Origin of the sequence: Saccharicrinis sp. GN24d3 (assembly GCF_052400645.1) — a bacterium.
Taxonomy (GTDB): domain Bacteria; phylum Bacteroidota; class Bacteroidia; order Bacteroidales; family Marinilabiliaceae; genus Saccharicrinis.
Genome location: NZ_JBQTGI010000014.1, coordinates 40,002 through 66,559, shown reverse-complemented (window position 1 = coordinate 66,559; position 26,558 = coordinate 40,002). Strand labels below are relative to the sequence as shown.

At 37.1% G+C, this 26,558-nt stretch carries 19 protein-coding genes; 10 read left to right on the top strand and 9 right to left on the bottom strand.

Features of this window, described 5'->3' with window-relative positions; translation table 11 throughout:
* Positions 1-124 precede the first annotated feature (124 nt).
* The 3 genes from ACT29I_RS16860 (at position 125) to ACT29I_RS16850 (ending at position 6,384) form a co-directional block, all read left to right on the top strand.
* The gene (locus ACT29I_RS16860) at positions 125-5,374 is read left to right on the top strand and encodes a M4 family metallopeptidase (protein ID WP_444793973.1); all 5,250 of its coding nucleotides are present in this window, start codon (positions 125-127) and stop codon (positions 5,372-5,374) included.
* 366 nt (positions 5,375-5,740) lie between these two features.
* The gene (locus ACT29I_RS16855; protein WP_430936406.1) at positions 5,741-5,941 is read left to right on the top strand and encodes a hypothetical protein; all 201 of its coding nucleotides are present in this window, start codon (positions 5,741-5,743) and stop codon (positions 5,939-5,941) included.
* A gap of 2 nt (positions 5,942-5,943) precedes the next feature.
* Positions 5,944-6,384, top strand: coding sequence for an outer membrane beta-barrel protein (locus ACT29I_RS16850; protein WP_430936404.1), 441 nt, complete (start codon positions 5,944-5,946; stop codon positions 6,382-6,384).
* A 667-nt stretch (positions 6,385-7,051) separates the two neighbouring features.
* Here the strand turns inward: ACT29I_RS16850 and ACT29I_RS16845 are convergent.
* Both ACT29I_RS16845 and ACT29I_RS16840 read right to left on the bottom strand, forming a co-directional pair.
* Positions 7,052-7,978 (bottom strand): YeiH family protein, encoded by a 927-nt coding sequence (locus ACT29I_RS16845; RefSeq protein ID WP_430936402.1) that lies wholly within the window; start codon positions 7,976-7,978, stop codon positions 7,052-7,054.
* Positions 7,979-8,053: 75 nt separating this feature from the next.
* Positions 8,054-8,941, bottom strand: coding sequence for a LysR substrate-binding domain-containing protein (locus ACT29I_RS16840; protein WP_430936400.1), 888 nt, complete (start codon positions 8,939-8,941; stop codon positions 8,054-8,056).
* A 367-nt stretch (positions 8,942-9,308) separates the two neighbouring features.
* On the opposite strand from ACT29I_RS16840, the gene ACT29I_RS16835 reads away from it, so the two are divergent.
* Positions 9,309-11,066, top strand: coding sequence for an OmpL47-type beta-barrel domain-containing protein (locus ACT29I_RS16835; RefSeq protein ID WP_430936398.1), 1,758 nt, complete (start codon positions 9,309-9,311; stop codon positions 11,064-11,066).
* 245 nt (positions 11,067-11,311) lie between these two features.
* Entirely contained in the window at positions 11,312-12,883 is a 1,572-nt protein-coding gene (locus ACT29I_RS16830) for a TonB family protein (RefSeq protein WP_430936396.1), read from the top strand.
* A 68-nt stretch (positions 12,884-12,951) separates the two neighbouring features.
* Here ACT29I_RS16830 and ACT29I_RS16825 read toward each other — a convergent pair whose 3' ends face one another.
* The 7 genes from ACT29I_RS16825 to ACT29I_RS16795 all read right to left on the bottom strand — a co-directional run bounded on the left by ACT29I_RS16825 (position 12,952) and on the right by ACT29I_RS16795 (position 21,816).
* Entirely contained in the window at positions 12,952-14,520 is a 1,569-nt protein-coding gene (locus ACT29I_RS16825; protein ID WP_444793972.1) for a sulfatase, read from the bottom strand.
* A gap of 80 nt (positions 14,521-14,600) precedes the next feature.
* Complete coding sequence (locus tag ACT29I_RS16820; RefSeq protein WP_430935900.1) at positions 14,601-16,169, bottom strand: sulfatase; 1,569 nt, start codon at positions 16,167-16,169, stop codon at positions 14,601-14,603.
* A 206-nt stretch (positions 16,170-16,375) separates the two neighbouring features.
* The gene (locus ACT29I_RS16815) at positions 16,376-17,368 is read right to left on the bottom strand and encodes an ornithine cyclodeaminase family protein (protein ID WP_430935898.1); all 993 of its coding nucleotides are present in this window, start codon (positions 17,366-17,368) and stop codon (positions 16,376-16,378) included.
* Positions 17,369-17,571: 203 nt separating this feature from the next.
* Positions 17,572-18,360, bottom strand: a complete 789-nt coding sequence (locus ACT29I_RS16810) for a zinc-dependent metalloprotease family protein (RefSeq protein ID WP_430935896.1) — start codon at positions 18,358-18,360, stop codon at positions 17,572-17,574.
* A 32-nt stretch (positions 18,361-18,392) separates the two neighbouring features.
* A complete protein-coding gene (locus tag ACT29I_RS16805; protein ID WP_430935894.1) occupies positions 18,393-20,306 on the bottom strand; it encodes a TonB-dependent receptor plug domain-containing protein in 1,914 nt (637 codons plus the stop codon).
* 42 nt (positions 20,307-20,348) lie between these two features.
* Positions 20,349-21,284 carry a pyridoxal-phosphate dependent enzyme gene (locus ACT29I_RS16800; protein ID WP_430935892.1) on the bottom strand — a complete coding sequence of 312 codons (936 nt, stop codon included), beginning with the start codon at positions 21,282-21,284 and terminating at the stop codon, positions 20,349-20,351.
* Positions 21,285-21,324: 40 nt separating this feature from the next.
* Positions 21,325-21,816 carry an asparaginase domain-containing protein gene (locus ACT29I_RS16795; RefSeq protein ID WP_430935890.1) on the bottom strand — a complete coding sequence of 164 codons (492 nt, stop codon included), beginning with the start codon at positions 21,814-21,816 and terminating at the stop codon, positions 21,325-21,327.
* A gap of 131 nt (positions 21,817-21,947) precedes the next feature.
* On the opposite strand from ACT29I_RS16795, the gene ACT29I_RS16790 reads away from it, so the two are divergent.
* The 5 genes from ACT29I_RS16790 (at position 21,948) to ACT29I_RS16770 (ending at position 26,490) form a co-directional block, all read left to right on the top strand.
* On the top strand, positions 21,948-22,442 hold the full coding sequence (locus tag ACT29I_RS16790) for a MarR family winged helix-turn-helix transcriptional regulator (protein WP_430935888.1): 495 nt from the start codon (positions 21,948-21,950) through the stop codon (positions 22,440-22,442).
* Positions 22,443-22,462: 20 nt separating this feature from the next.
* On the top strand, positions 22,463-22,921 hold the full coding sequence (locus ACT29I_RS16785) for a YbaK/EbsC family protein (protein ID WP_430935886.1): 459 nt from the start codon (positions 22,463-22,465) through the stop codon (positions 22,919-22,921).
* Positions 22,922-22,947: 26 nt separating this feature from the next.
* On the top strand, positions 22,948-23,874 hold the full coding sequence (locus ACT29I_RS16780; protein ID WP_430935884.1) for an MBL fold metallo-hydrolase: 927 nt from the start codon (positions 22,948-22,950) through the stop codon (positions 23,872-23,874).
* Between the two features lie 129 nt (positions 23,875-24,003).
* A complete protein-coding gene (locus tag ACT29I_RS16775; RefSeq protein ID WP_430935882.1) occupies positions 24,004-24,687 on the top strand; it encodes a hypothetical protein in 684 nt (227 codons plus the stop codon).
* Positions 24,688-25,170: 483 nt separating this feature from the next.
* Entirely contained in the window at positions 25,171-26,490 is a 1,320-nt protein-coding gene (locus ACT29I_RS16770) for a dicarboxylate/amino acid:cation symporter (protein ID WP_430935880.1), read from the top strand.
* Positions 26,491-26,558: the final 68 nt, after the last annotated feature.

Genomic DNA, 26,558 nt, shown 5'->3' with positions numbered 1-26,558 from the left:
GAATTTCTGTTATTAGGCAAAACATATAGGCAGTTTATCAAAACTTTTTAGCCAATTGCTCATTTGTACGTAAATTTAAATGTTCTTGATAGAGATATAGGACACAACACAATTTACAACACACATGAGAAGCTTGATTTCCATATTCGTTTTATTGATGGGCGCCATTTTGGCGGATGGTCAAGTTTATACCGGCGAGGAAAGTGAGCAGATTGTTAAGGGGGCGTCAAAAGTTAAAGTTAACGAGAATAGCGGACAAATTGAATACTTCGAGTTCTCCTCTCAGTCCTTAAAATCCGGTTTGGTTGTGAATGGTTCCACGCTTAGTCAAAAAGTAGGCCTGCCCAATATATACAAACTAAATCTTTCAAATGAGTTTAAAGATAAACAGGGAGATGCACACTCCAAGTATCAACTGAGCTTGCTTGGTATTCCTGTTGAAGGAATGGGGTATACGGTCCATTACAAGAATGGAATGGCTCGGAGCGTAAACGGTAAAGCTGTAAAAGGCGAAGCTGTTACAACTCAAGCGCAACTGTCAGAAAGCGAAGCTGTTGAAAAGGCTATTTCTATTTTTTCTTCTGAACTTTTTATTTGGGATAACGATAATTCATTTTATCCCAAAGCACAACTCCTATTTGTCCCTCATAACAAGGAATTGATGCTGTGTTACAAAGTGGATGTGTACTCCTTAAAACCATTGCAAAGAGAATATATATATGTTGATGCCAATACCGGCGACATTGTAAAGAGAATATCAAGAATCCATAATATTGACTTTGAAGGAACGGCCATATCATTTTATAACGGAACCGTAGGGATTAAAACGAGCGAAGGATATGGTGGATATATTTTGAGCGAACATGAGCGGGGCAATGGAATCCATACCTATAATTTGAATTACGGGCAATTGTATTCTGAGGCTGTGGAATTTGTTGATGAAGATAACTATTGGCACAACCCGGATGATCAAGTGGCCTATGATGCTCATTTTGGAGCTGAAATGACTTACGATTATTTATTTAATAAGTTTGGAAGAAACTCTATTGATGGTAATGGGTTGGCGCTAAAATCTTATGTGCATTTCGGTAATAATTACGCTAATGCATTTTGGGATGGGGATCGGATGACGTATGGTGATGGGGATGGTTCTTCAAAATATGCTTTTACATCGCTGGATATTGTGGGCCATGAAATTGTACATGGCCTAACCTCTCATAGTGCCGACCTGGAATATGCATATGAATCAGGGGCTCTTAACGAATCCTTCTCCGATATTTTTGGTGTTGCCATCGATTTTTATGTGTATCCCACATCGGCCAACTATTTGATAGGAGAACAGGTTTTTATAGATGGGGTTTCTTATTTACGTAACATTTCTGATCCTAATGCAGCTTTTCATCCGGATACTTACCAAGGTAAGTATTGGATAACTGGAACGCAAGACCATGGGGGGGTACATAGCAACTCAACCGTTCAAAGCTATTGGTTTTATTTATTGTGCGAAGGGGGCAGCGGAGTCAACGATAATGGGGATAGTTACATGGTTGAACCAATTGGCCTGGAAGCGGCTGAGGCAATAGCTTATAGGAATTTGACTGTTTATTTAAATCGCTATAGCAATTTTGAAGACGCCCGGTTTTATTCGATTCAATCAGCTGTTGACCTGTATGGTGAGTGTTCCAATGAAGTGATTCAGGTTACCAATGCATGGTATGCCGTGGGTGTTGGGCCCGAATTTGAAACTGCTGTTACTGCCACTTTTTATTCCGACCAAACATTTTATTGCAGTGCTCCTGCCAGTGTTCAGCTTAACAATACAAGCACAAATGCTGATGGTTACAAATGGTATTTGAATAATGTAGAGGTTAGTACAGAACAAAACCCAATACTTAATATAGCCAGTGTTGGAGAATACAGTATTAAGTTGGAAGTGACCGGGACTTCTGAATGTAACAGCAGTGATATAACTGAAATTGAAAATTATATTACTGTTGCTAACCAAGCTACCCCAATATTTCCAGTAAATGCACCTTTCACTGAAAATGGCGGAACGGGCGGTATTTATAGTGTTCAACTGAATGAGTTAAACAACAGATCACAGGGGTCCAACCAAGGATATGAAGATTTTACCTGCGGGCATGAGACCGTATTGAAGGAAGGAAAAAAATATTCGTTGGCAATCCGCACAGGTGAGGACTTTAAAGAAGCTGTTAATGTATGGTTGGATGTTAACAATGATGGCATTTTTTCAAATCAGGATGAAAAGATATATACTTCAATTGCTACCGAAATTCATAAAGGAGAAGTTAAAATTCCAGCTGGTGTAAGTTTTGGAGATCCGCTCAGGCTGAGAATAGGCTCGGATCGTTATGATTACGCATCGGAGCTGGATGGTATTAATGACTCCCAATACGGGCAATACGAGGATTATACCGTGATACTGGAAAAAAACACAGCGCCTCCGCTTGCTAACTTCTCGGTAAGCGATACCATCGCTTTTATCCATGAATCAGTTTCTTTTTTCGATAAAAGCGAGAATGTTGCAACAAGTCGGATTTGGCATTTTGAAGGTGGCGTTCCTGAATATTCCAGTGATCCATACCCAACAGTTACATACCACCAAGATGGTGTTTATCACGTAGAACTTATGGTAGCCAATGAGTTTGGCTCTTCATCAGTGAGCAGGGAAATTAGGGTAGCGACTAATCATCTTATGGGAGTGCATACTCAAACGGATTTATCTTCGGGTTACATTTTTGATGCGGGTGGAGAAGATGGTGATTATGAAAATTCAACCGAGCAAACCTTTTTAATAGCGCCATATTGTGCCAAAGAAATTTTACTGACAATACAGGAGCTCAATACGGAATGGTGCTGTGACATATTGAATATTTATGATGGTGCCGACGAAAACGGGCTTCTACTAGCTTCGCTGAAAGGAACGGTTAGCGATCCAATGTTAATAAAGGCAACATCTGGCAGCATGTTTCTTTCATTTACAACGAACGAAACTAATTCCTACGAAGGTTTCAGTGCTAGTTGGGAATCTGTGGCTTATGGCGTTGGAAACGATGTAGTTGCCGATTTTAATATTGTAGATGAAATATTGCCGGTAAACTACGAATTGAAGTTCGAAGATAATTCCTTATATCAACCAAAAATATGGAACTGGGAATTTGGAGACGGTTCTACATCCAATGATCAGCATCCCAAATACGCATTTAGTACTTCGGGTGTTCATGAAGTACGGTTAACAGTGGATAATTGTATCTCAAAAGATACGATAACAAAACAGGTGGTTATTGAGGCTGAACCTGAATTGTCAGTGATGAATGACACTATCCGACTTAATCTGTTGAGTGGAGAGTTGGTCGATAGTTTTATTTCTATCGGCAATTTGAATAACGGGTTGTTGGCTTACGAGGGCAAGCTGTTGGATTCTTACGAAAAAGGAAGCAATCATAACCCAATCAAATATTACTCATTTGAGCCTAATTTTGAGGGTATTAGAGTTGGTCTGGCTAAAAATGTGCTTTATTATCACGAACTCAAAAATACCTTGACCAGTTACGGGGCCATATGTTTGTCCGTTACATCAGAAAATATATCAACTTCCCTTAATTCGTTGGATGTTTTAATCGTGGATGATTCGGCCAATTTTTTGGATATCAGGAAAAATGAAATTAGAGATTGGGTCAGTAAAGGAGGATTCCTGATAATACAAGGAGATGGAAGAATCACGGATTTTAATAATCTATTGGACGGTTGGGGGATAAGTTATGTTTCGGTACCTGCGAAGGAAGGTGATGCTGTTTTATTAAATCATGAGATCAACGAGGATTTGAATGCTTATCGTATTCGTGTCAATGCCGACTGTACTTTATCCGTTAATGCACCGGCAACTCAATTATTGAATGATGCCAATGGTAATTGTTATGCTGCATTAAGTTCTTCGGGCAAAGGAAAGATATTAACCATGGGGGATGAATCATTCCTGTATATGTCCACAGAAGGGCACAGGCAATTTTTGATGAATGCCTTGGAATATAGTATTACCCCATTGAATACCGCATTGTGTGAGCTAGATCCGGGTTATATGTTCGTGTCGGGACAGGATACGGACAGTTTAAAATACAAAATCGATTCTAATGGTCTGGCGGAAGGACAATATGTTGTGGACATACAAGTGCTGAGCAATGATGTTGATGCCGGAGCAGTAAATATTCCGTTACTATTAAACGTTGTAGGTATCGAGAACATAGAAACCGATGTCGCAACGGTGGATTTTGGTGATGTATTGATGGATAACGAAGCTACATCCGTATTTAAAATTAAAAATTCGGGAACCAGAAACTTAACGATTAATAGTTTGAGTTCTTCCAATGAAGCCTTCTCTGTTGTATATTCTCCAGTGGAAATTGAACCTGGAGAGATTCAGTTATTTGATGTCAAATTTACACCAACACAGTTGATTCAATACAATGGAACGATAGAAATCCACTCATCAGACCCGGATACACCAACATTAACAATTACATTGGACGGAGATACTTATACAGCACCTATTGTGTCAAATCCCATTGCCGATAAAGTAATTTACCTGACTTATAAAGAGGGCATTGATTTGAACGAAGTATTTACCGATGCCGATAACGATGTTTTAACTTTTGATGTAACATCGTCCGATAATTCAATTGCACTACCTTCATTCGAAAGTGGATCGGTGTTTAAAATCAACCCGTTGAATGAGGGGTATGTAAATATTACCGTAACAGCTACCGACACGCACCAAGCCTTGGTAAGTCATTCCTTCAATGTTCAGGTTAAAAAGAACAATAGCCCAACGTGTCCGGTTGAAATTGCTGACGTATTTATGAATATCAATGATCCAGCCATTGTAATTGATTTGAGCAACCATTTTAACGATATGGATGGTGATGTGCTGAGTTATACATGTTTGTTAAGTGAAGAAGGTGTTGTAATGCAGGAGGTTGAAGGAGGACTGTTGGAAATTACGCCATTAAGTCAGGGTACAGTTCAGTTAAGCATTACTGCGGCAGATGGGTATGGAGGTGAAGAATCGCATATTTTTAATGCATCGGTTGGTGTAAGTACGGATATAAGCAAAACGGGCTCAAATAAATTAGTTCATATGTATCCGAATCCTGTAAGTTCGGTTTTATATATCGAAACAAATATCCAAGATGCAGATATCCAGGTTTTCGATACGAACGGAAACAGATTGGCGGTAGATATCACCTTACATCTACATAAGGCTCAAGTCGATGTTTCTCATTTAATGCGTGGTATATATATTGTCAAGGTAATTTCTGACCATGCTGAGTTTGTAAACAAGGTAATTAAATATTAGCCAGTACTTTGTCTTCTGGGCTGTAACTCTATATTACAAAGTTTAAACCTTTTTCGTATACGGCCACGTATTTTTTAATCTTTTTTCGAATTGCTTTTTTCCTTGCCTCTTTTATCGGGCATGATAATGTAAGTGATTCAACCTTAATTTCTAAAGGAACAGCATAATGTTCGTGATCAAAAAAAATTGCTCGGGAAAATGCAAGGTATCGCTTTTCAAAAAAGTCCAACGTAAGTTTTTAAGCTTTATATCAACATAAAACATCACCCCTAGCATCAAAATACGTATCCTCGTCGTTGGATAAGGATTCTGTGTTTTACCATTTTACGGATAATAGGAGGGAAGAGGATAATACCAAAAATACGCATGAGTGTAACACGGATTGGAGAAACATATGCCGTATTTCGGAATCATAAATTACTGATCCAGGCCAAATTCTCAGCAAGCAATCCTTTGATGGATTATATTCGTAATACCCAACCCCTTGATTTGGATTCGAATGAACAACTGCCAAATTCTACCGAAGATATAAGAACGGATGATGATGTAATTTGTTCGGGTATTTAAAAGTGGATTATGAATTACCGATAAATAAGGGTTGGAAACCTGAAATTGGGGGACAGCTGAATTTAAGGCATTTTGAGCCAGGTAAAACATCGGATAAAACCATTTATAACTCGCCCCAGGGTATTAAAAGCACTGACCACAGTGAGGTATACTTTAAGTTTTATGAGGTAAAACCGGGGTTATATGGTGTGCTGAATGGTTCCAAAACCAAATATAGTTTCTCGTTAGATTTGCGGGTTGAAGGTAATTATCTCGATCAGTATATCTACGATTTAGACAGTACTATTAGTAATACAATTTTTACTTACTCGCCTTCCGCTTTAATAGAGAAAAAAGTAAACAAAAATTACACCTGGGGCATAACGTACTCCAGAAGAGAAAAAGTACCAAGTTACAAGCAGCTCAATCCGATATCATTATCCTTTTGGCGGTTATTACCGTAATTCCGGAAACTACAATCGCAGCAAACGCAAAGCGATGATTTTAATCATCATTTAATGTTTAAAAAAACAACTTTATAGGCTCAGTCTTTGTAAATCAGGTAAACCATTTAATGGGTATATACTATACCTTTACCGAGGAAGATGGGAAAATAATAACCAATTCTACTGCCGAAAATTTGGCGAGTATGATAAATACGGGTGTTGAATAATCCTCGTCTTTACCTTTAGGGGAATTTGTGTTTAGGCCATCAATTACTTCTTATTATTAAATTTTCATCTGTAAAGAAAAAGTAGTAGAAAGAAACCGTATTTAACCCAGGAACAGATAGCAAAGAATTTAGGATTTGGGAGAGGGCTTGATGTTTGGGAATGATCTGGCCGAAGGTGGGAATACAGCACCAAAGGAGCGAAGTTGAATAGCCTGGAGGCCCTGGGTGCAAGATGCCAATCAAACCGACACATCACCAATTTACCAGATGTGCCAAGTAACATTGCGTCGGAAATTGGTTTATTTCCCCGGCATACTAGCTTTTAAGTTTTCTAATAATGTTGATCATTGCCTGGACAAGTAAAATAAATCATCGGGTGAACTATAAATCCACCTGATGAATATCGTTCCGCTAGGAACATTGTATAGTTGATGAATATTTGAAATCGAAATGATGTTTTAAAAATTGTTTAGTACGATTAACGAGGTTGAAGCTATGGCAACCCATAAAGATATGCCAAGCACAAAACTCTTCCAACCTGCTTTTTTTGCTTCCTTTATAGAGATGCCTGTCCCAATAAAAAAGAGCGCCAGTACCATACCTCTTTTCCCCATCCAGTTAAAATGTTCATAAGTACTTTGCCCCTCAGGTAATAGATATGCAATGAGAATGGCGGCCAAAAACATAAAAATAAAATAAGGTACTTTAACCTTTCCGTTATCCTGTTTTTTTTGAGCTAAGGAAATCACCACGGAAACAGGAATGATCCATAAAGCCCTAACCAATTTAACAGTTGTGGCTATACGTAGCGCTTCTTCACCGTAAATGGCGCCGGCCCCAACCACAGAGCTGGTATCGTGAATGGCAATAGCCGCCCAATGACCAAAGGTGGTTTGCGACAGATGCAAATGATGACCAATGTATGGGAATATAAATAAAGCAAGAGCATTTAGCATAAAAATTACCACCAATGAGAATGATACCTGATGATTTTTTGGATGGAGTACGTTGGAAACAGCAGCAATAGCGCTTCCTCCGCATATGGCAGTACCTGATGCGATAAGTAAACTGACTTTTGAATCCACTTTTAAAAATTTACCGAATAAGATACCTAAGCCCATTACGGCTATAACGGAAACTGCTGTTTCCACGAATGCTGTTTGCGAAGTCTCAATTACTTGGGTAAGGTTCATTCCAAATCCCATTAATACAATGGAAGCTTGAAGAATATAGGAGGTGTTTTCTTGTGAAACTTTCAGTTTAATACCCAGTAATGAAAGTCCCATGCCTATCACCAGCGCAATGGCTGGTGATAAAAGCGGCGTAAAGCATAATGCTGCAACCGTTAAATAAATAAGCTGTATTTGTTTTTGACTGAGGTGCATTTGTATCCTTTTGGTTGATACAAATGTAATAGTACGCAATAGCTAAAACAAATACAAAATATTTATAGTGCATAACTAAAAGTTATAGTTATTCAGGAAGTTTATAAATGTTTCGGTGGTACTGCCAATATTTCCCTGACGCAATACGATTCGCAATTTTCTGGGCAAATGGAAATTTCTGACTTTAATTTTCACTATACTTTTAAGTTGTATTTCCTTTTTTATGGATCTTTCGGAGAGAATGGCTATTCCATCAAAATTAACTAGGAAATTTTTAATGGTTTCGGTACTGCCCAAGTGGGTTACAATATTTAAATCGTCGATAAGTATGTTGTTATCCTTCAATACTTGTTGAATAACCTCGAGCGTTCCGGAACCTTTTTCACGAAGAACTAATGGTATCTCATTTAAATCGGTGATGGATATTTGTTTTCGTTTACTATAAACACTGTCGCTTCCGGTAACAACAACCAACTCATCATCTAAAAAATCCAGGTACTTTAATTCCGACATGGATGAATTATTCTCAACTAAAGCTATGTCGACTTCGTCGGCTAATAGTTTTCTCTTCATTTCCACGGAGTTACCGCTATACAAGTGCAAGTCGATATTGGGATAGCGTTTATAAAACGAGGCGATAACTTCTGGAATTACATATTGTGAGATGGTAGAGCTGGCTCCAATACGTAACGTTCCTTTAAAAGTGTCGTTTAAACGGCCAAGCTCAAATTCCAGTTCTTCGTACTGATGCTTTATCTTTTTCAGAAATTCGTAATTGACTTTTCCGGGTTTGGTTAGATAAATGCGATTGCCTTTCCTTTCAAAAAGGGTACTGTTGAGTTTACTTTCCAGTTCCTTGATGTGCTTTGTGACAGCGGGTTGGCTGATAAATAGTTCCTCCGCAGCTTTCGAAAAGCTAAGGTTTTCGGCAACAGCTAAAAATACTTTATCTCTGTGATCCATTGATATTATGTTGTTTTATTAAGCAATTAAATTACTTATTTTCGAACAAAATTAAGAAAGCAATGGATATTCAATCACCTATATCTAAAAATATTGCCTGTAAAAAATACAAGTGCTATTTTCTTAATGTATAGATTTTTACTTCTCGTAGCTTTTGTTGTGTCAGCAGCAGTTACAATTGTTTAAAAATATGGTTAAATTATTTTTATTCTTCGCATGAGCAATGTTTTGTTGATAAACAGAATTAATACGTTCATCACATATTGTTAACTTTAATATATTACGTGCCGTAGTTGTCACTAAAATATTTATAAATTTTAACGAAACAATGCGCACTAAACTAACAGTTCTTTTAAGTTGTATACTGATGACTTACAGTATAATGGCACAGAAACCTTTAAAACATCAGATGAAGATGTATAAATCGCCCGAAGGAAAAGTCTATGCCAATAAACATCAACCTATGTATTTGTTTTTGGGTACATCTCCAAATCCTACTAACGGAGTCGAAAAACTGGAAAGTCAAAGCACACCGCAATATGCAAATCCTTTTTATTTCGATTCAGAAGGTTTGAATACGGTTCGTACACCTTCGCAGGTCGATACCGTTACAAAAAAAATAGTATACCCAGTGGCAGATATCGTATTTGAAGTGTATGCGGATGGATTGGCTCCGGTAACTACTTCCCGGTTTATAGATTCCAAAGCGTACAGTAAAGAGGGCGTTGTATATTATAATCAGCATTTAAAAGTTGTGCTGAATTCGAAAGATAAGGTGTCGGGAGTAGAGAACATGTATTTAAGTATTAATGGCGAACCATATAAAGTTTATCAAGACACGGTTAGTTTTGAAAAACCGGGAAAATATGTTTTAAAGTACTATTGTGTTGACAGGGTCGGGAACGCTGAGGAAGTAAAAGAGAAGAGTTTTACGATTGATAATAAGGAACCAAGTGTTACTTGGGCCTTCCATGGAAACGTATCGGGGCAAACTATATCAGGAAAGTCTACCATCGAACTGTTGGCATCGGATGAGTTATCTGGAATAAAAAATATAAAATACCGTATTAATGATGGGCCCGAAAGAACTTATTACAAACCGATTAGTACATCGTTTTTGAAGTCAGGCGACCATAAAATGGTATTTTGGGCTGAAGATAATGTAGGAAATATATCCAATAAATCTGGAGATTCAGAGGTATCAGTATTAGGAAATCAGGAGGCATTTTCTTTTGTTGTAGATGATGTTGCACCAACGGTCGGTTGCGATATTGAAGGAGATTCTTACGAGGGTAAATATCTATATGTATCACCCCGCAGTATGGCTAAAATCAAAGGTGAAGATCAACTTGGGATCTTTAAAATATTGTATAATTTCAATTCAAAAGAATTAGACAAGACTTGTTTTGATGTAATGGTAAATAAGGAATGGGCCGATCCTATTTCATTCTTAAAGGAAAAAGGAATCCAGACATTATATTACCAGGTGTTCGACTTGGTGGCAAATGTTTCTGAAATCGAACCGTTACAGGTATATATGGATATGGAGGCACCTTCGTCGGGTATTGATTTTGTTGGACCACAGTTTTTTGCTAAAGACACTTTGTTTATCTCAGAAAATACAACAGTAAAATTGTTTTCTGAAGATGATGCTTCAGGAGTTAAAGAGATTGTTTATAGTTTAGATAAAGCAAAAGAAGTAACAGCTTCAGAATTAAAAGTTTCTGAAGAAGGGTTCCATGTCTTAAAATTTTACGCCCAGGATATGGTTAACAACCGTGAGTTAACTAAGGAAAGCCAGTTTGCAGTTGATAAAAGTGCTCCGGAAATATTTATAAACTTTAGTATCAAGTCAATTCGTTCAGAGACCCATGAAGGTAAATCAATTGATGTTTTTTCTCCTTTTGTAAAGATGTATTTGGCGGCTACCGATAGCGAATGTGGTGTTAAAACCATACATTATCAGATTAATGGTGGTAAGAAAAAGCCATATTCCTTGACTCAGTTGAGTGCAGATATTAGAACTTTTAAAGAATTGGAACCTTATACAATTACAGTAGAGGCAGTAGATAATATTGGTAACACTTCTACTAAATCAATAGTTATTAAGGTTGCTAAAAAATAAGTGTTGTAATAATTTTGTTATAAAAAAGCCCCGGAGACGTGGCTTTTTTATTTAAAATAAAATATAAATTAGGCGATATCGCTCAGTTGGGCGATGTTTTTGGGTGATTTTACCAACTTCCCCAGGGTTATAAATTTGTTACATTCTGTAAATCAGGAGCGTATAATTGCGACTTAATGCTGCTTTTTTTTGGCATACTCATTGAAAAACAGGGGTGTTATTTAAGCATTAAATATTTGATAAGCATGAAAAAACTAACCTTAATTTCAATCATCTCAACATTATCTTTTTTTACTTTTTCTCAAAATCTGACCGTTAAATTTGAGTTTGGCAAGTCGCAGCTGGATGAGAACTCAAAAACTCAAATAACGGAATTTATACAAGCCTTTAAACCACCAATGGTTGTCCTTAAGGGCTTTTCAGATACGCTTGGAACAGTTGGATATAATAAATTGCTGGCACAAAAAAGATTAGCGGTTGTTGAAGGTGTATTGCTGGATTTTGATAAAACAATAGAAATTGAAAAAATAAATTATGGCGAAGAGAAAAGCCCTTTAAATGATATTGGCTATAAAAAAGTAGATGTTTTTTTACCTCAAATAAATCATCGAGCAAAAGAGCCCAATTACAAAAAGCCACAAAGCTTCTTAATAGATAATACAAAAGACACAACTATTACATGTAAAAACGGATCTATAATTGAAATTCCGAAAAACTGTTTTGACATAAACGAAAACAAAGACAAACCCAAAGGTCCCACTGAAATACAAGTCACAGAATATTATGATGCACCAGAAATGATTGACGCTAACCTGAGCACTCAATCGGGAGATAAAATACTAGAGACAGGAGGGATGTTGTACATTCAGGCATTCTCCGGTAACTATGAATGTACCATGGGAGATAAGGCTGAAATTGGAATACGTTTTAGAGGAATTAGCGAAAAAGATTCTATGCAAATGTTTACCGGTATTGAAACAGACAATGGTGTGGATTGGCAATTACTGAACCCCAACAATGTTGATGATAATTCAGAGCGGGTTTATTTTATTGTAGAAGAGATGCCAACTTTCCCCGGAGGTTCTATGGGGGCTCTTAAGTTATTTGTGCATTCTCAACTAAAATATCCGGTTATTGCACAGGAAAAAGGAATTCAAGGTAGGGTTTACGTTTCATTTATAATTGATGAGTCGGGTATGATTAAAAACCCTAAAATTGCCAGAGGCGTTCACCCGTCATTGGATTACGAAGCATTAAGGGTGCTTCATTTATCTCCCAGATGGACTCCAGGCAGACAAAATGGGAAACCTGTTTCGGTATCATATACTGTTCCATTTAACTTTGTTTTAGATGGCGGACTTCCCATCGACACTACCAATAGAATTACTACCGCATCAGATTTTGACACATTTGTACAAAATGATTCAGCATTCCAAAAGTATAACAAACCATTTGGAGTTTTAAATGAGTTTTTTCTTAGAACCAATAAATTAGGCTGGCTAAACTGTGACAAATACTTTCTCTACCAAAGCAACAAAGACATTAAGGTACAGGCAAAAACGATCTATGATAATTACTTTGCCATATTTAATCAGAATCGTTCAATCATGAGACCCAACTCATTCAATAGTAAAACAAAGACTATTGGATTTAGCAACATTCCAATAAACGCTATGGTAATTGGTTTTAAAATTATCAATGACGAAACCTATTTTACAAGTTTTAAAGCAGAACCCAATAAAGATATTTATATACCAGTTTTTGAAAAAATTAATAAAAGAGAGTTAATTGATAAAATGAAGCAACTTGGGTTATAATAAAAAGATGGATGCTTAGCATCCATCTTTAAATTAGTAAGTATTGAATGGTCGATTATATTTTAATCTCAATAATCAGGCATCGCTTTTCGCCAACCATCCTTAAGTTGTTTCGATAATTGCGCTTTTATATCACTCATATTTTCTTTGTCAGCAATATTCACCGTTTCGTACGGATCGTTTTTAGAATCATATAGCTCCGCGTCTTTAAATTCTCCTCTGGTACCGGTTTCCATACTCCATGCATACCATTCAATGTAATGATATTCTTTGGTGTTAATGGAATAGCCCATGTATCTTTTTCCATCGGCAGAAACCTTTGGTCGGCGGTGAAACTGGCTAAAGGCAGCCTTTTTCCATTCTCGCTCAGGATTTTCAATCAATGGCACAAAACTGGTACCTTGCATATAATCGGGAACGGGAATACCGGCAAGCTCACACAAGGATGGAAACATATCGACTAGCTCTGTAAGTTCGAATGTATGTGCACCCCTGTTTTTCTGGTTTGGTGTACGAATAATCATTGGCACTTTTAAGTCGATGTTGTAATTGGTCATTTTCCCCCAACTGTTGTGGTCGCCTAGTTTCCATCCATGGTCTCCCCAAAGAATAATTATGGTATTGTCGTATATCCCAATCTTCTTCATGTGCTCGAAAAGATCGCCAAGCAAGGCATCTACATAACTTACACTGGCGTAATAACCATGGCGTAAAAGCCTAACCGTATCTTCGCTCATTCTATACTCAGAAGTAGGATGGCCAATGTGATTAAAGCCATCGTAATGCCTTAATTCATACATCGAATTCATGGTGTAAATCGGTGTGTTTTCCGGTCTTTCCGGATTTTCGGCCAAAGGTATTTTTGCCGGGTCGTACAAGTCCCAATACTTTTTTGGTGCAGTAAACGGAAGGTGAGGGCGGAAGAAACCCAAGCCTACGTAAAATGGTTTGTCCATTTTGGCTAAACGGGTAAGTGTTTTTAAAGCCAATTTGTTTTGTGCACCATCGTAGTACATGGTGTCGTGTACATCGGCTGCCTCCCATGCTGGTCCTGTATTCCATCCATCCGCGTATCGAATGGGGCGAAGTTTTAATAACGAGTCGCGTTTAATTACCTGCGACTTAGCTACCTCTTCGCTTATATAAAAGGTTTCGCCATCTCGTTTTAACCAACCCGGGCGTTTATATCTAGCTGGGCGTAAATCTGGCTCGTCCCACGAAACGGAGTCGGGCATATAATTGTGAAATATTTTCCCAAGGTTTACGGTGTAATACCCATGCTTGTGGAAATACTGAGGCATGGTTACTGCATCCGGATTAATTTCGCGAAACTTATCACCTAAATGCCAAACACGGGTTGAATCAGGTCGAACACCTGTGGTTAAGCTTGCCCTCGATGGAGCACAAACCGCGCACTGGGTAAACGTTTCTCTAAAAGTCAAACCCTCACCGGCCAGTTGGTCGATGTTTGGTGTAACGGCAATCGAATCGCCATAAACTCCCAAATTTGGTCGCAGGTCGTCAATGGATATAAATAATACATTAGGTTTACTTGGCTCTTCTTTTTTACTTTGACACCCAAATACAGCCACTAGAGCAAATATTAGGGACAAAATTGAAATGCGATTTCGTTTCATATTATTTAATTTTAGTAATTCGGTTTTCAATTAAAAATAGAGGTAAACTGCCCTGTTTTACGATTGCTTACGATTGAAATTTAATCTACAGAATCAGGTTTTGCTTTTTGCCAACCAGCCTTAAGTTGTTTCGATAATTGTGCTTTAATATCACTCATATTTTCTTTGTCAGCAATATTAACCGTTTCGTACGGATCGTTTTTAGAATCGTACAACTCCGAGCTTTTATAATCACCCCTGGTACCGGTTTCCATACTCCATGCATACCATTCAATGTAATGATATTCTTTGGTGTTAATGGAATAGCCCATGTATCTTTTTCCATCGGCAGAAACCTTTGGTCGGCGGTGAAACTGGCTAAAGGCAGCCTTTTTCCATTCACGCTCAGGATTTTCAATCAATGGCACAAAACTGGTACCTTGCATATAATCGGGAACGGGAATACCGGCAAGCTCACACAACGATGGAAACATATCGACTAGCTCTGTAAGTTCGAATGTATGCGCACCCCTGTTTTTCTGGTTTGGTGTACGAATAATCATTGGCACTTTTAAGTCGATGTTGTAATTGGTCATTTTCCCCCAACTGTTGTGGTCGCCTAATTTCCATCCATGGTCTCCCCAAAGAATAATTATGGTATTGTCGTATATCCCAATCTTCTTCATGTGTGCGAAAAGGTCGCCTAGCAAGGCATCTACATAACTTACACTGGCGTAATAACCATGGCGTAAAAGTCTAACCGTATCTTCGCTCATTCTATACTCAGAAGTAGGATGGCCAATGTGATTAAAGCCATCGTAATGCCTTAATTCATACATCGAATTCATGGTGTAAATTGGTGTGTTCTCCGGTCTTTCCGGATTTTCGGCCAAAGGTATTTTTGCCGGGTCGTACAAGTCCCAATACTTTTTTGGTGCAGTAAACGGAAGGTGAGGACGAAAGTAGCCCAGTCCAACATAAAATGGTTTGTCCATTTTGGCTAAACGAGTAAGTGTTTTTAAAGCCAATTTGTTTTGTGCACCATCGTAGTACATGGTGTCGTGCACATCGGCGGCTTCCCAGGCAGGACCCGTATTCCATCCATCAGCATATGATCGTATTTTTAATAAAGAATCTCTTCTTAGAACCTGCGATTTTGCCACCTCTTCGCTAATGTAAAAAGTTTCACCATCTCTGCCCAGCCATTCTTTGCGTTTGTAGCGCTCAGGGCGAAGATCCGGCTCGTCCCACGAAATGGAATCCGGCATGTAGTTGTGAAATATTTTCCCAAGGTTCACGGTATAATAACCATACTTGTGGAAATACTGAGGCATGGTTACCGCATCAGGATTAATTTCACGAAACTTATCACCTAAGTGCCAAACACGGGTTGAGTCAGGTCGAACACCTGTGGTTAAGCTTGCCCTCGATGGAGCACAAACTGCACATTGCGTAAATGTTTCCCTAAAAGTTAAACCCTCACCGGCCAGTTGGTCGATGTTTGGCGTAACTGCTATTGTGTCTCCATATACGCCCAAATTAGGGCGCAAATCATCGATAGAGATGAATAAGACATTGGGTTTAGCCTGCTCCTTTTTTTTGCTTTGGCAACCAAAAGCTGTCAACACAACTAATACTACAGTTAATACTAAAATGTGGTTTTTTTTCATCTTTTTAAAAATTAGTGAGACATTGATGACCAATGCAAATTTCAATCTCCGAATCAAGTTAGGAGCTGGCTCCCGATACTAGTTCGGGACAAGTTATCCTCCTGAGTGACCTAATTATTTGCTCCGGCCATGCTGGTTTCATAAGATTAAAATTTGTAAATCTGTTGTACATTAGAAAAACTGAGCAAGCTTAACCAAAACTGATTTTAAGCAGGAAATTGAAATTTCAATCCAATATCTTGTTTTATCGCTTTCTCGTAAATGTACGCCGAAGCAGCAACATCTTGAAGAGCGGTACCGGTAGCATCATAAATGATAACTTCTTCCTCCGATTCGCGACCAGGTTTCTTTCCAAGAATAACATCGCCAAGTTCTGCAAAAACCGAGTCTTTGCTCATTAAACCTTGTTCAATGGCATGGTGGCATTCTCCCACGTTAACACATTGTTCCAATATGTCGGCAACAACTTTGTAGTCTGACAAAAGTTGCGGGTCAAGCTCTTGCTTCTCCGGACTATCAGCACCAACGGCAGCAATAAACAGCCCATCGTGGATATATTCTTTTTTGATGAAAGCTTTATGCGAAGGCGTACAGCAAATACAAATCTGACTTTCCAAAATAGCCGTTTTCAAGTCGGTTGCAGGCAGAACTTCAATATTCAGTTTTTCTGACATATTTTTAGCGTAGTTGGTCATTGCTTCTTCATTCATATCGTAAGCAAAAACTTTTTTAATGTTTCTTACCTGCATGATTGATTCCAACTGAATTTGGCCCTGAATTCCGCATCCACAAATGGTAGCTACATCAGCATCTTTTTTTGCTAAATATTTTGCGGCAACGGCAGTAGCAGCTCCAGTTCTTTTTATGGTAATATCACCCGACTCAAAAATGGCCAATGGGAAGCCATTGTCGCCATCGTGAAGTAAAATTACGCCTTGAATATTTGGAAGACCATTTGTTGCTTTATTTTGAAAAAAGCCACCGTTACTTTTTAATCCAAAGTATGTTTTTGGAGTTTCTAGTCCTCCGGCTTTAAGGTGAAATTCTCCGTTTTGCGTATCGAAATGAAGTAGATCGGGGTTTATTACATCTCCCTGTGCGTATAATTTAAACGCATTCTCTACAACTTCAATATGTTCGGGTAACGACATTAATGATTGAATGTCGGTTCTGTTGAAAATTAATGAATGTTTTATCATAGTATATTTATTATATTAGTAAATTTAACCATTGTGCTTTTTTAGCCTTTCTTCTAAATTCACAATGGCTTTGGTAATTTATACGGTATCAAATACTGGCATATTTAATCATCATCTTTTGTGTTTCAAATTAATACCTGTATTATGGTCTTACTTAGTAAGCACTATTCCTTAAAAAGGAATTGACGGATTTTAAAACGTTATTACTTAATTTTTTCTTTAGCAGCAGCACGCGCTCTTTCAATCTGTTCCTCGCATAATAAATAGCCTCTCGATTTTCCACCCATTAAACACTTCACCTTACACACGTTATGTCTAAGGCGTAAATTATGACCTATTTCGTGCGCAATGGTTCTTGAAAGCGATCCACGTTTATATGCATTATGATCTTCAGTTAATAATCGTTTCTCTGGAATTCCACCTCTGTTGTGTTTGTTGGTCCATGTTCCTACAATAGTGTGCGATCCATATTTTTTCATCGCATTGCCCTGAGACGTATTCCCAACAAAGGGGAACAGGTAAATGTGAAACAAATTCTTATCTACTTCGTCAGGCTGAGTTCTGTATTGGGGTTGCATAAAAGAATATAAATGTTTTAGACGTACAGGGTCTGAATGACCTTCTGAGTCTCTTTTTGTGGTGGCCATATAGGCTATAGATTCTTCATATGTATCACCTTTTACAACACTTTCTTCGATAATAGATTCAATAACCCATTTGATATTGGCTTGTTCCCATATTTTGTTTACTTCAGGCATTATTATTTCAGTCACATCTTTAGAAGTCACCCAGTTTTCCATACAAACGCCGCTCGAATGCGTTATCGTAATGTCACGCATGAGGTGTACTCTAAGATTCAATTCAATTACATCGTTCTCGTCCTGACTATACACAGATACTGTTGAGCCAAATATTAATACCATAATAATAAGGTTGCGAGAACCATTAAAAATTTCTTTTAATAAAGAATAGAGTTTTATATATACATTCATATTGTAGGTTGTTAATGAATAATTACGGTTTTTTATAAATTAATCAAACATCCAATTTTAAATGTTGGCTCCCCATCAAGTTCGGTAAATACATCATCCAGTTGTTGGATGTCCTGACCGAGGATATTTCCTACATTCAGGAATACATTATACTTTTTGTTGTACGCGATTTTTATGCCTGCATTTAATAATTGATAGTCCTCTAAATCAGTAATTAGCCCATCTGCGTTGTCTGACTCAGCATCAGAATCGGGTTTCCAGTTCCATGCACTTCGGTTTTTTGTTGCCCGTAAAGAGACAAAGTACGAACTGGTTAATTTAGAAGAATGCTTTTTTGTATAGATTATTTTTGAGAAAAATGATTCTCCTGGATAATAGGGCAGTTGGCCTCCGGTACTGCTGTTTTCGTTGTGCGTATAAGTGTATCCGCCCTCAATAGTTAACTTATTTATTAAACGATACCTGATCGTCGCATCAAATCCATAAATTTTAGCTTCATGAATATTTGTTCTAACCCATTTGTCTATAACTGTAGTTGCATCTGGATTATCTTCCCAAACTCCCGAATAAATAGGGGTTATCATGTCCGATATATTGCTGTAATAGCCATCTGCCAGAAGTTGAAGATTTTTTACGGGCTCATATTCAACGCTGAAAGTTGATGTTAAGCTGTACTCAGGTTCCAAATCAGGATTTCCAAAACGATAAGCGCTACCACTATGTCCGTATCCTTCTTCATATAATTCCTGAAGTGTTGGGGCATGAAATCCGCGTCCTAAAGAAGCTCGTAAGCGAAGATTGTCTTTGGCACGAAACATGACAGCAAGTTTTGGTGTTATTACAGGATTTATATTTTCCATTTTATCAACCCTTAATGCAAAAAGAAACGATAACCTGTCCAAATCAATTTCGTCCTGAATAAAGGCTCCAAACATTTCCTGTGTACGTTCGGTAACGGCACTACGTGTAAATTTAATGTGTTTAAAATCAGCCCCTGCAGTAATAACATTATTCTTGAACTTATTGTAACTAAAATAAACTTCAGGGTTAATCTCGTTATTGTTTTCGTTTCCTTGTTCTGAATCCCAATGTGAATATTTAAAACGCGCAACAGCTTTTAGGTTATCACTTAATTTATTGGTGTAATCTGCCGAGTACATAAGCATTTTACCATATTTATCCCCGCCATTGGACTCCATCTTATTACGTGAAAAATAGATATTTCCGCTAATAGTTGATTTATTATTTATGGCCCATTCTAAATTATTCATGGTACTGAATTTACCATAACCCATATATCCTATTCGGTGGCTCGGTGCTAGTATAGGAACTCCATCCGATTCTTCATAATTTAAAAAACTTGATAAGCTTAATTTGTCATTTAATGGCGTGCGAACGGATAGCGTAGAGGTATAGGTCTCATAACTGGCTGCAGAAGCAGAAATGGAAACTTCGGTTTTATCCTTGGCTTTTTTGGTGATAATATTTACAACACCACCCATAGCATCGCTACCATATTGTGCCGATGCTGCACCTTTTATTACTTCAATTCGTTCGATATTCTCAGGTGGAATAACATCAACATTTTGTCCGGTGTGAATATGCTCAGTTAACAAACGAATGCCATCTACCATTACCAGCGTGTAATTTGCCGGAAACCCATCTAAACTAACAATGCTTCTTTTGGGATAACCGCTGCCTGTTCCGGATTCGATGTTAACCCCTGTTAGATATTCAAGAATTTCGCCTGTTGAACTAACATTAAGCTGCTCAATTTCTTTTGAGGTAATAATGTGCATAATCTCCGGTGTATTTTTCAGCAATTGTGGAGTTCGTGATCCGCTAATGACCACCTCGTCTATATTATAGATGTTGGATGTTATATCAGATTGTGAAAAACAATTAAGTGAAAAAGCAACCATAAAGGCTGTGAGAATATTTTTCATTTTAATTATAAATTATTTTCAACGGTTTAATGGAGAACGGTATTAAAAAGGTAATTTTTTTAGATCAACGTTTCCACCGGATATTACAATGCCAACTTTACAGTCTTTAAATGATTCTTTTTCTTTTAAAAGAGCAGCAAAAGCTACAGCACTCGAAGGCTCTGAAACGATTTTCATTCGTTCCCATATGAGTTGCATGGCGTTAATTATTTCTTCCTCAGTAACGCGAATTATTTTTTCAACGTGTTTTTTTATGATCGGAAAATTTTTGTCGCCTAGCTCTGTTTTTAGTCCATCGGCAATCGTGTTGGTCGTGGTGTTCGATTCTATTTTACCACTTATCATAGAACGGTATGCATCATCGCATTCAAAAGGTTCACCACCAATCACTTTGCAATTGTTTCCAAAGTATAATGCAGAAAGGGCTGTACCTCCAATAAGTCCGCCACCGCCAACAGGCGTGAAAATGTAGTCAAGATCCGGTTGTACTTCCAATAATTCTTTAGCTGCTGTTCCCTGCCCAATGATAACATTCATATCGTTTGACGGATGAATAAATGTGGCGCCTTCCTTTTGACTAACCTCTTGTGCTGTTTTATTACGCGCTACTAAAGTAGGTTCGCATTCGATTAATATGCCGCCATAACCTTTAACAGCATCTTTTTTTACCTGTGGTGCAGAGGATGGCATTACAATATATGCCTTAACACCTAAACTTTGTGCAGCCAAAGAGAGTGCCTGCGCAAAATTGCCTGACGAATGCGTTACAACACCTTTTTGCTTCTGCTCTTCAGTAAGCTGCATAATGGCATTTGTTGCACCGCGCATTTTAAAGGCACCCATTTTCTGAAAATTCTCACATTTAAAATACATCTGTATCCCAGCTATTTTATTTAGCTGTTGAGAACTCATTACTGGTGTGTTATGAATATATGGCTTAATTCTTTCGTGTGATGCAATAAGGTTTTCTTTGTACATATCTTATTAGTTTTTTATTTTCTATCACTTCAATATTTGTTTAATAGTATTTTCCGTTTTCAAGGTTTCTGCCAATCTCCTCGCTTTTTTTTACGATACCATGCATGGAAACATATACCCCTGTTTTTATAAGGTTGGCCGTTGCAATAGCACACCCTAAATTGATGGGAGCATCTGAGTTACTAAATCTTTCGGGAAGCATAGCACCGGTTATAACGATTAATTTATCCTTAATGTGTTGTTTTAAATAAGTTGCAGTTTCAAGCATGGTGTCTGTTCCATGCGTAATGATGAACCTGGATTCGGGCCGATTTAATATTAGTTTCGCAAGGTTCATTCGGTCTTCTTCAGTCATTTCCAGACTATCTTTCTGGCAAGACGTAATAATTTCGTATTCAAACGAAGGATTTAATTTTTCGAGAATCCGATGTGTTGCCGGCTCACCAAATTCGAAAGCCCATCCTTTGGTGGTGTGGGGATAGTCCTTGTCGATAGTACCCCCAGTTTGTATAAATATTATTTTATCATCCATGAGTTCAGTGGGTTGGCGATGTTTTAAAAATATGTCTTTATATGAAGATATTATGCAAATGTAGAAAAATTATCTTGATATAAAGATAAATTACATATATTTGTTTCCACTAAGCTGATAATAAAGTTGAAATGGAAGACGAAAAGGATATTATTGATATATTAATAGCCGACTGGAAAAAAGAGCGACCAGAGCTCGATGTAGAGGCAATGCACATTGTAGGTCGTATCTTAAAATTGAATAAAATTCTTGAAAAGCGAACAAATAAGGTATTAAAAGATAGTGCTATTCATTATACAGATTTAGATGTTTTGGCCACATTACGTCGTTCAGGCGAACCATTTCTTTTGGCACCTAAGCAATTAATGAAATCAGTACTGATAACGTCTGGTGCTATGACTGCTTTGTTAGATCGACTTACTAAATTGGAATTGGTATACAGAGCTCCAGATTTAAAAGATGGTAGAATTAAACTAGTTGGTTTAACCGAAAAAGGGCGCGAAAAAATTGATCAGGCAATTGTTGTTCGTTTCGAAGAGTCAAAATCCGCAGTGCAAGGTTTGGATAAAAATGAATGTTCAGAATTATCGATTTTATTAAAGAAGTTACTTAAAACGATTTCTTAATTACATCTAATAGATCTTCTATGTTAAAACAAATAAGAAACTGGTTAAAATCTGAATCCATTGATTTTAAAGAAGTGCATCACGAAATAACAAAAACTTCCGAGGAATCGGCAGAGGCAAGAGGGGAAGATATTTCTATTGGAGGTAAAGCGCTTGTAATTAAAATTGATGGAACTTTTAAAATTCTGGTATTAAGTGCAGCCAAAAAGTTAAATTCTACTGCAGTAAAAAAATATTTCAGCTCTAAAAAAATGCGTTTTGCCTCAAAAGATGAGCTTTGGGAGTTAACTGGCTTGGTTCCAGGATCTGTCCCGCCTTTTGGAAGACCAGTAATAGATTTAGATTTATACGTTGATAATTCAATTTTGGAAAATGATAAAATTGCTTTCAATGCAGGCTCTTTAACCGATTCGGTAGTTATGAAAAGAGAAGACTATGTAGCTTTGGCTAAACCAATTGTGTTTAGTTTCTCGGAATAGTTGACACGCCTTAAAAAAATAAGACTATGAAATTAAAACTATTATTTATTCTTTCATTCTCAATAATTATTACTTGTGTTTGTGCACAGAGGGATTTTTCTAATTCTGATACGACTAAAGTCGTTCTGCTTGGAACAGGAAATCCAAATCCAAATCCATCTCAATCCGGTTGTTCGGTTGCTATTGTTGTAAATGATACACCTTATATTGTTGATTTTGGTGCTGGTTTAATTCGTCAGGCGGCTGCTATGAGTCCTCGGTATGGAGGAAAGATAAAAGGTCTCGATGTAAAAAATATTAAGCATGCTTTTCTTACTCATCTACATTCTGATCATACAACAGGATATCCCGACCTGATTCTTACTCCGTGGGTGATGGGAAGAGATGAACCCCTGGAAGTGTATGGTCCTGAGGGTATAAAAGATATGACTACCAATATACTGAAAGCATACGATGACGACATAAAATATCGTTTATATGGTTATGAGCCAGCTAATAATCAGGGGTGGCGTGTTAATAGTCATGAAATTACAAAAGAAGGTGTCATCTATGAAGATGAGAATATAAAAGTGGAAGCCTTTCCGGTACTTCATGGAACCTGGCCAAATGCCTGGGGATTCCGTTTTACCACACCGGATAAGATTATTGTATTATCCGGAGATACATCACCCTCAGAAAAAATTATTGAATATGCTTCAGGAGCTGATATCCTCATACATGAAGTTTATTCACAAAAAGGTTATGATACAAAAGATGATTTCTGGAAGAATTATCACGCACGCAATCATACCTCAACAGTTCAACTTGCAGATATTGCTAATCAAGCGAAACCTAAATTAGTTGTATTATATCATATATTATTTTGGAATGCAACAGAGGAAGAACTAAGAAAAGAAATATCAGCAAAATATAAGGGAAAAGTTAAAGTAGGTAAAGACTTAGATGTGTATTAAAAAGCATCGTATGAATCGTTAGCAAAAGACTATTCAATACTGTTTAAATGCAAGCATGACTTCATGTAATTTTTAACGAATGTATATGTTCATCAAAATCAGCAAAGGGAAATGGTTAAGCAAGAGAAGTTGGATGAAATAAACGGTGCAATTAGCTTGAAAAGAGCCAAAAGTATTGTTTCTGTATTTTTTATTCTATCGTTAGGATATGCTGTACTCCGGTATCATATTATGGGACCAGTACCATGGAAAGATTTTCCATTTTTTATAATGAATAAAGCTGTTGCGTTATGTGCATTTATGGTTTTAAGCTTTTGCTTTAGTTTAACTCCTTTGTATAAACTGGGTGTAAAGATTAATGGTAGCTGGATGAGTGCCCGTAGAGAGCTTGGTGCTTTGGGGGGGATTTTCATGTTTATTCATGGTTTAATGAGTTTTTTAATTCTTAATAAAGCAACGTATAATAAATTCTTTGAAGATAATGGAACCTTAACCTTATTTGCAGGGCTTAGTATGTTTGGTGGTATTCTGTTGTTCGCTTTATTATTTGTTTATAGTTTAAGTTTTAGTGTATTTCTGAAGAATGAATCATCATTTGTATCATTTTTTAAAAGACGCATCTTTTTTCTGTCTTTAATGGTATTTAGTTTGTTGCATTTGTTTTTTATGGGTTTTAAGGGGTGGCTTCGAGTTGATGCCTGGCATGGTGGATTACCCCCAATAAGTTTAATTGGTTTTGTTTTTTTGTTGCTCAGTGTATTGTTACATGTTCTGCCTAAGAATGATGCGTTTAGTGCAAATACTATAAAATAAAACTAAGCAAGTGAAATTGATCTTGACGCTTTAATCGAATCATATTTTTTAAGGAAACTTATGCCTTGTGCAAAAAAAAATATTGGTTTTAATACTAGTTCTTAAAAGGACTTAATAATTTATACGTAATCGTATACTAAACTAGGAATTCGGTTTCTAGTTTATTTTTTTTCTGCAAAAAGGGATTTTTTTGGGTCATCGTTGTTTGTGTAGGGGTGTGTTATTTTTTTTAGCATTAAATAGACTCTGAAGTCTAATTGAGAAGGGGGGAGGTGAAATAATACATATAAAAAACTCTGGTATTTTGTCAATGTTTGATAAAAAACAGGACAAAAATCCAAATAATCTATAAAAAAACATACAAAAAACTAGTATTTATATAAAAATTTATATTTTTGTATTGATTTGTAAGTGCACATGCGGATTAAGTAACAAATCGAAACTCAATTTAGTCTGATTTTATAATATATAAATTGATTATCCATGTTAAAGAAAATTCCACTTTGGTTAAAGATTATTATCGGCATGATGCTCGGATTGGTTTGGGGAGTTATTGCAGTATATTTTGGTTTGGAACGCTTTACTTCCGATTGGATTAAACCTTGGGGGACAATTTTTATTAAAATGCTAAAATTAATAGCAGTTCCACTTATATTTATTTCTCTTGTTAAAGGAATTACGAGTTTAACCGATGTTTCAAAACTTTCCCGAATTGGTATTAAAACCTTGTCTATTTTTGTAATTACCACCATGATTTCTGTCCTACTTGGACTAATGTTGGTTAATGTATTTAAACCAGGCGATACCTTTCCTGAAAAAAAGCGTCAGGAGTTTCAGGTGATGCATGAGCAAAATGTAAAAGAAAAGGAGCAAATGGCAACGAGTATGAAAGATCAGTCGCCTTTGCATGCTATTGTAGAGATTGTTCCAGATAATATTTTTAGTGCAGCCAACGATAATACTAAAATGTTACAGGTTATTTTCTTTGCTGTTTTATTTGCGGTATCCATGTTTTTTCTGGATAGCCAAAAAGTTATACCTGTTAAAAATTTAATTGATAGTCTTAATGAAATAATGATCAAGATTGTAGATATCGTTATGAAGTTTGCTCCTATTGGAGTATTTGCGTTATTGGCAGCTTTGGTAACTGATTTCTCTGCAGATGCAGGTTTGTTTTGGGCTTTAGGGAAATATGCCTTATTAGTTAGCCTTGGGCTTATCGGATTATTATTTGTTTTATACCCACCGTTGATATTGTTGTTTACCAAATTAAAGTTGAGTAAGGTTTTAAAGGCTGTAATTCCAACTCAAATGGTAGCATTTTCTACAAGTTCGAGTAATGCAGCTTTGCCAGTTAATATGCGCCAATGTACCAGTGAGTTGGGTGTGTCGGAAAGTGTGGTAAACTTTGTTTTGCCTATTGGTGCTACCATTAATATGAATGGGGTAACTTTTTATCAGGCAATAGCAGCCGTTTTTATTGCACAAGTATTTGGTTTAGACTTATCACTTACGCAACAATTGGCCATTGTACTTACAGCTACTCTTGCTGCTATTGGTTCTCCTGGTGTTCCGGGAGGTGGAACAATAATGATGGTAGTTGTTTTAGGGGCAGCAGGAATTCCTGCCGAAGGTCTTGCTTTAATTCTTGGAATTGACCGACCCTTAGATATGATACGGACAGCAGTAAATGTAACTGGCGATGCGGTTGTAGCAGCGGTAGTGGCACATAGTGAGAATGAGCTGAACTATGAAAATGTTAAAGATAGTGTTGAAAGTAGTAAGAAACTTGAAACAGCATAAAGTCTAAGTATGGAAGGTGTTTTTAGTTAAAGCACAGATTTGAGATAAAACTTGAATACACCGACTAT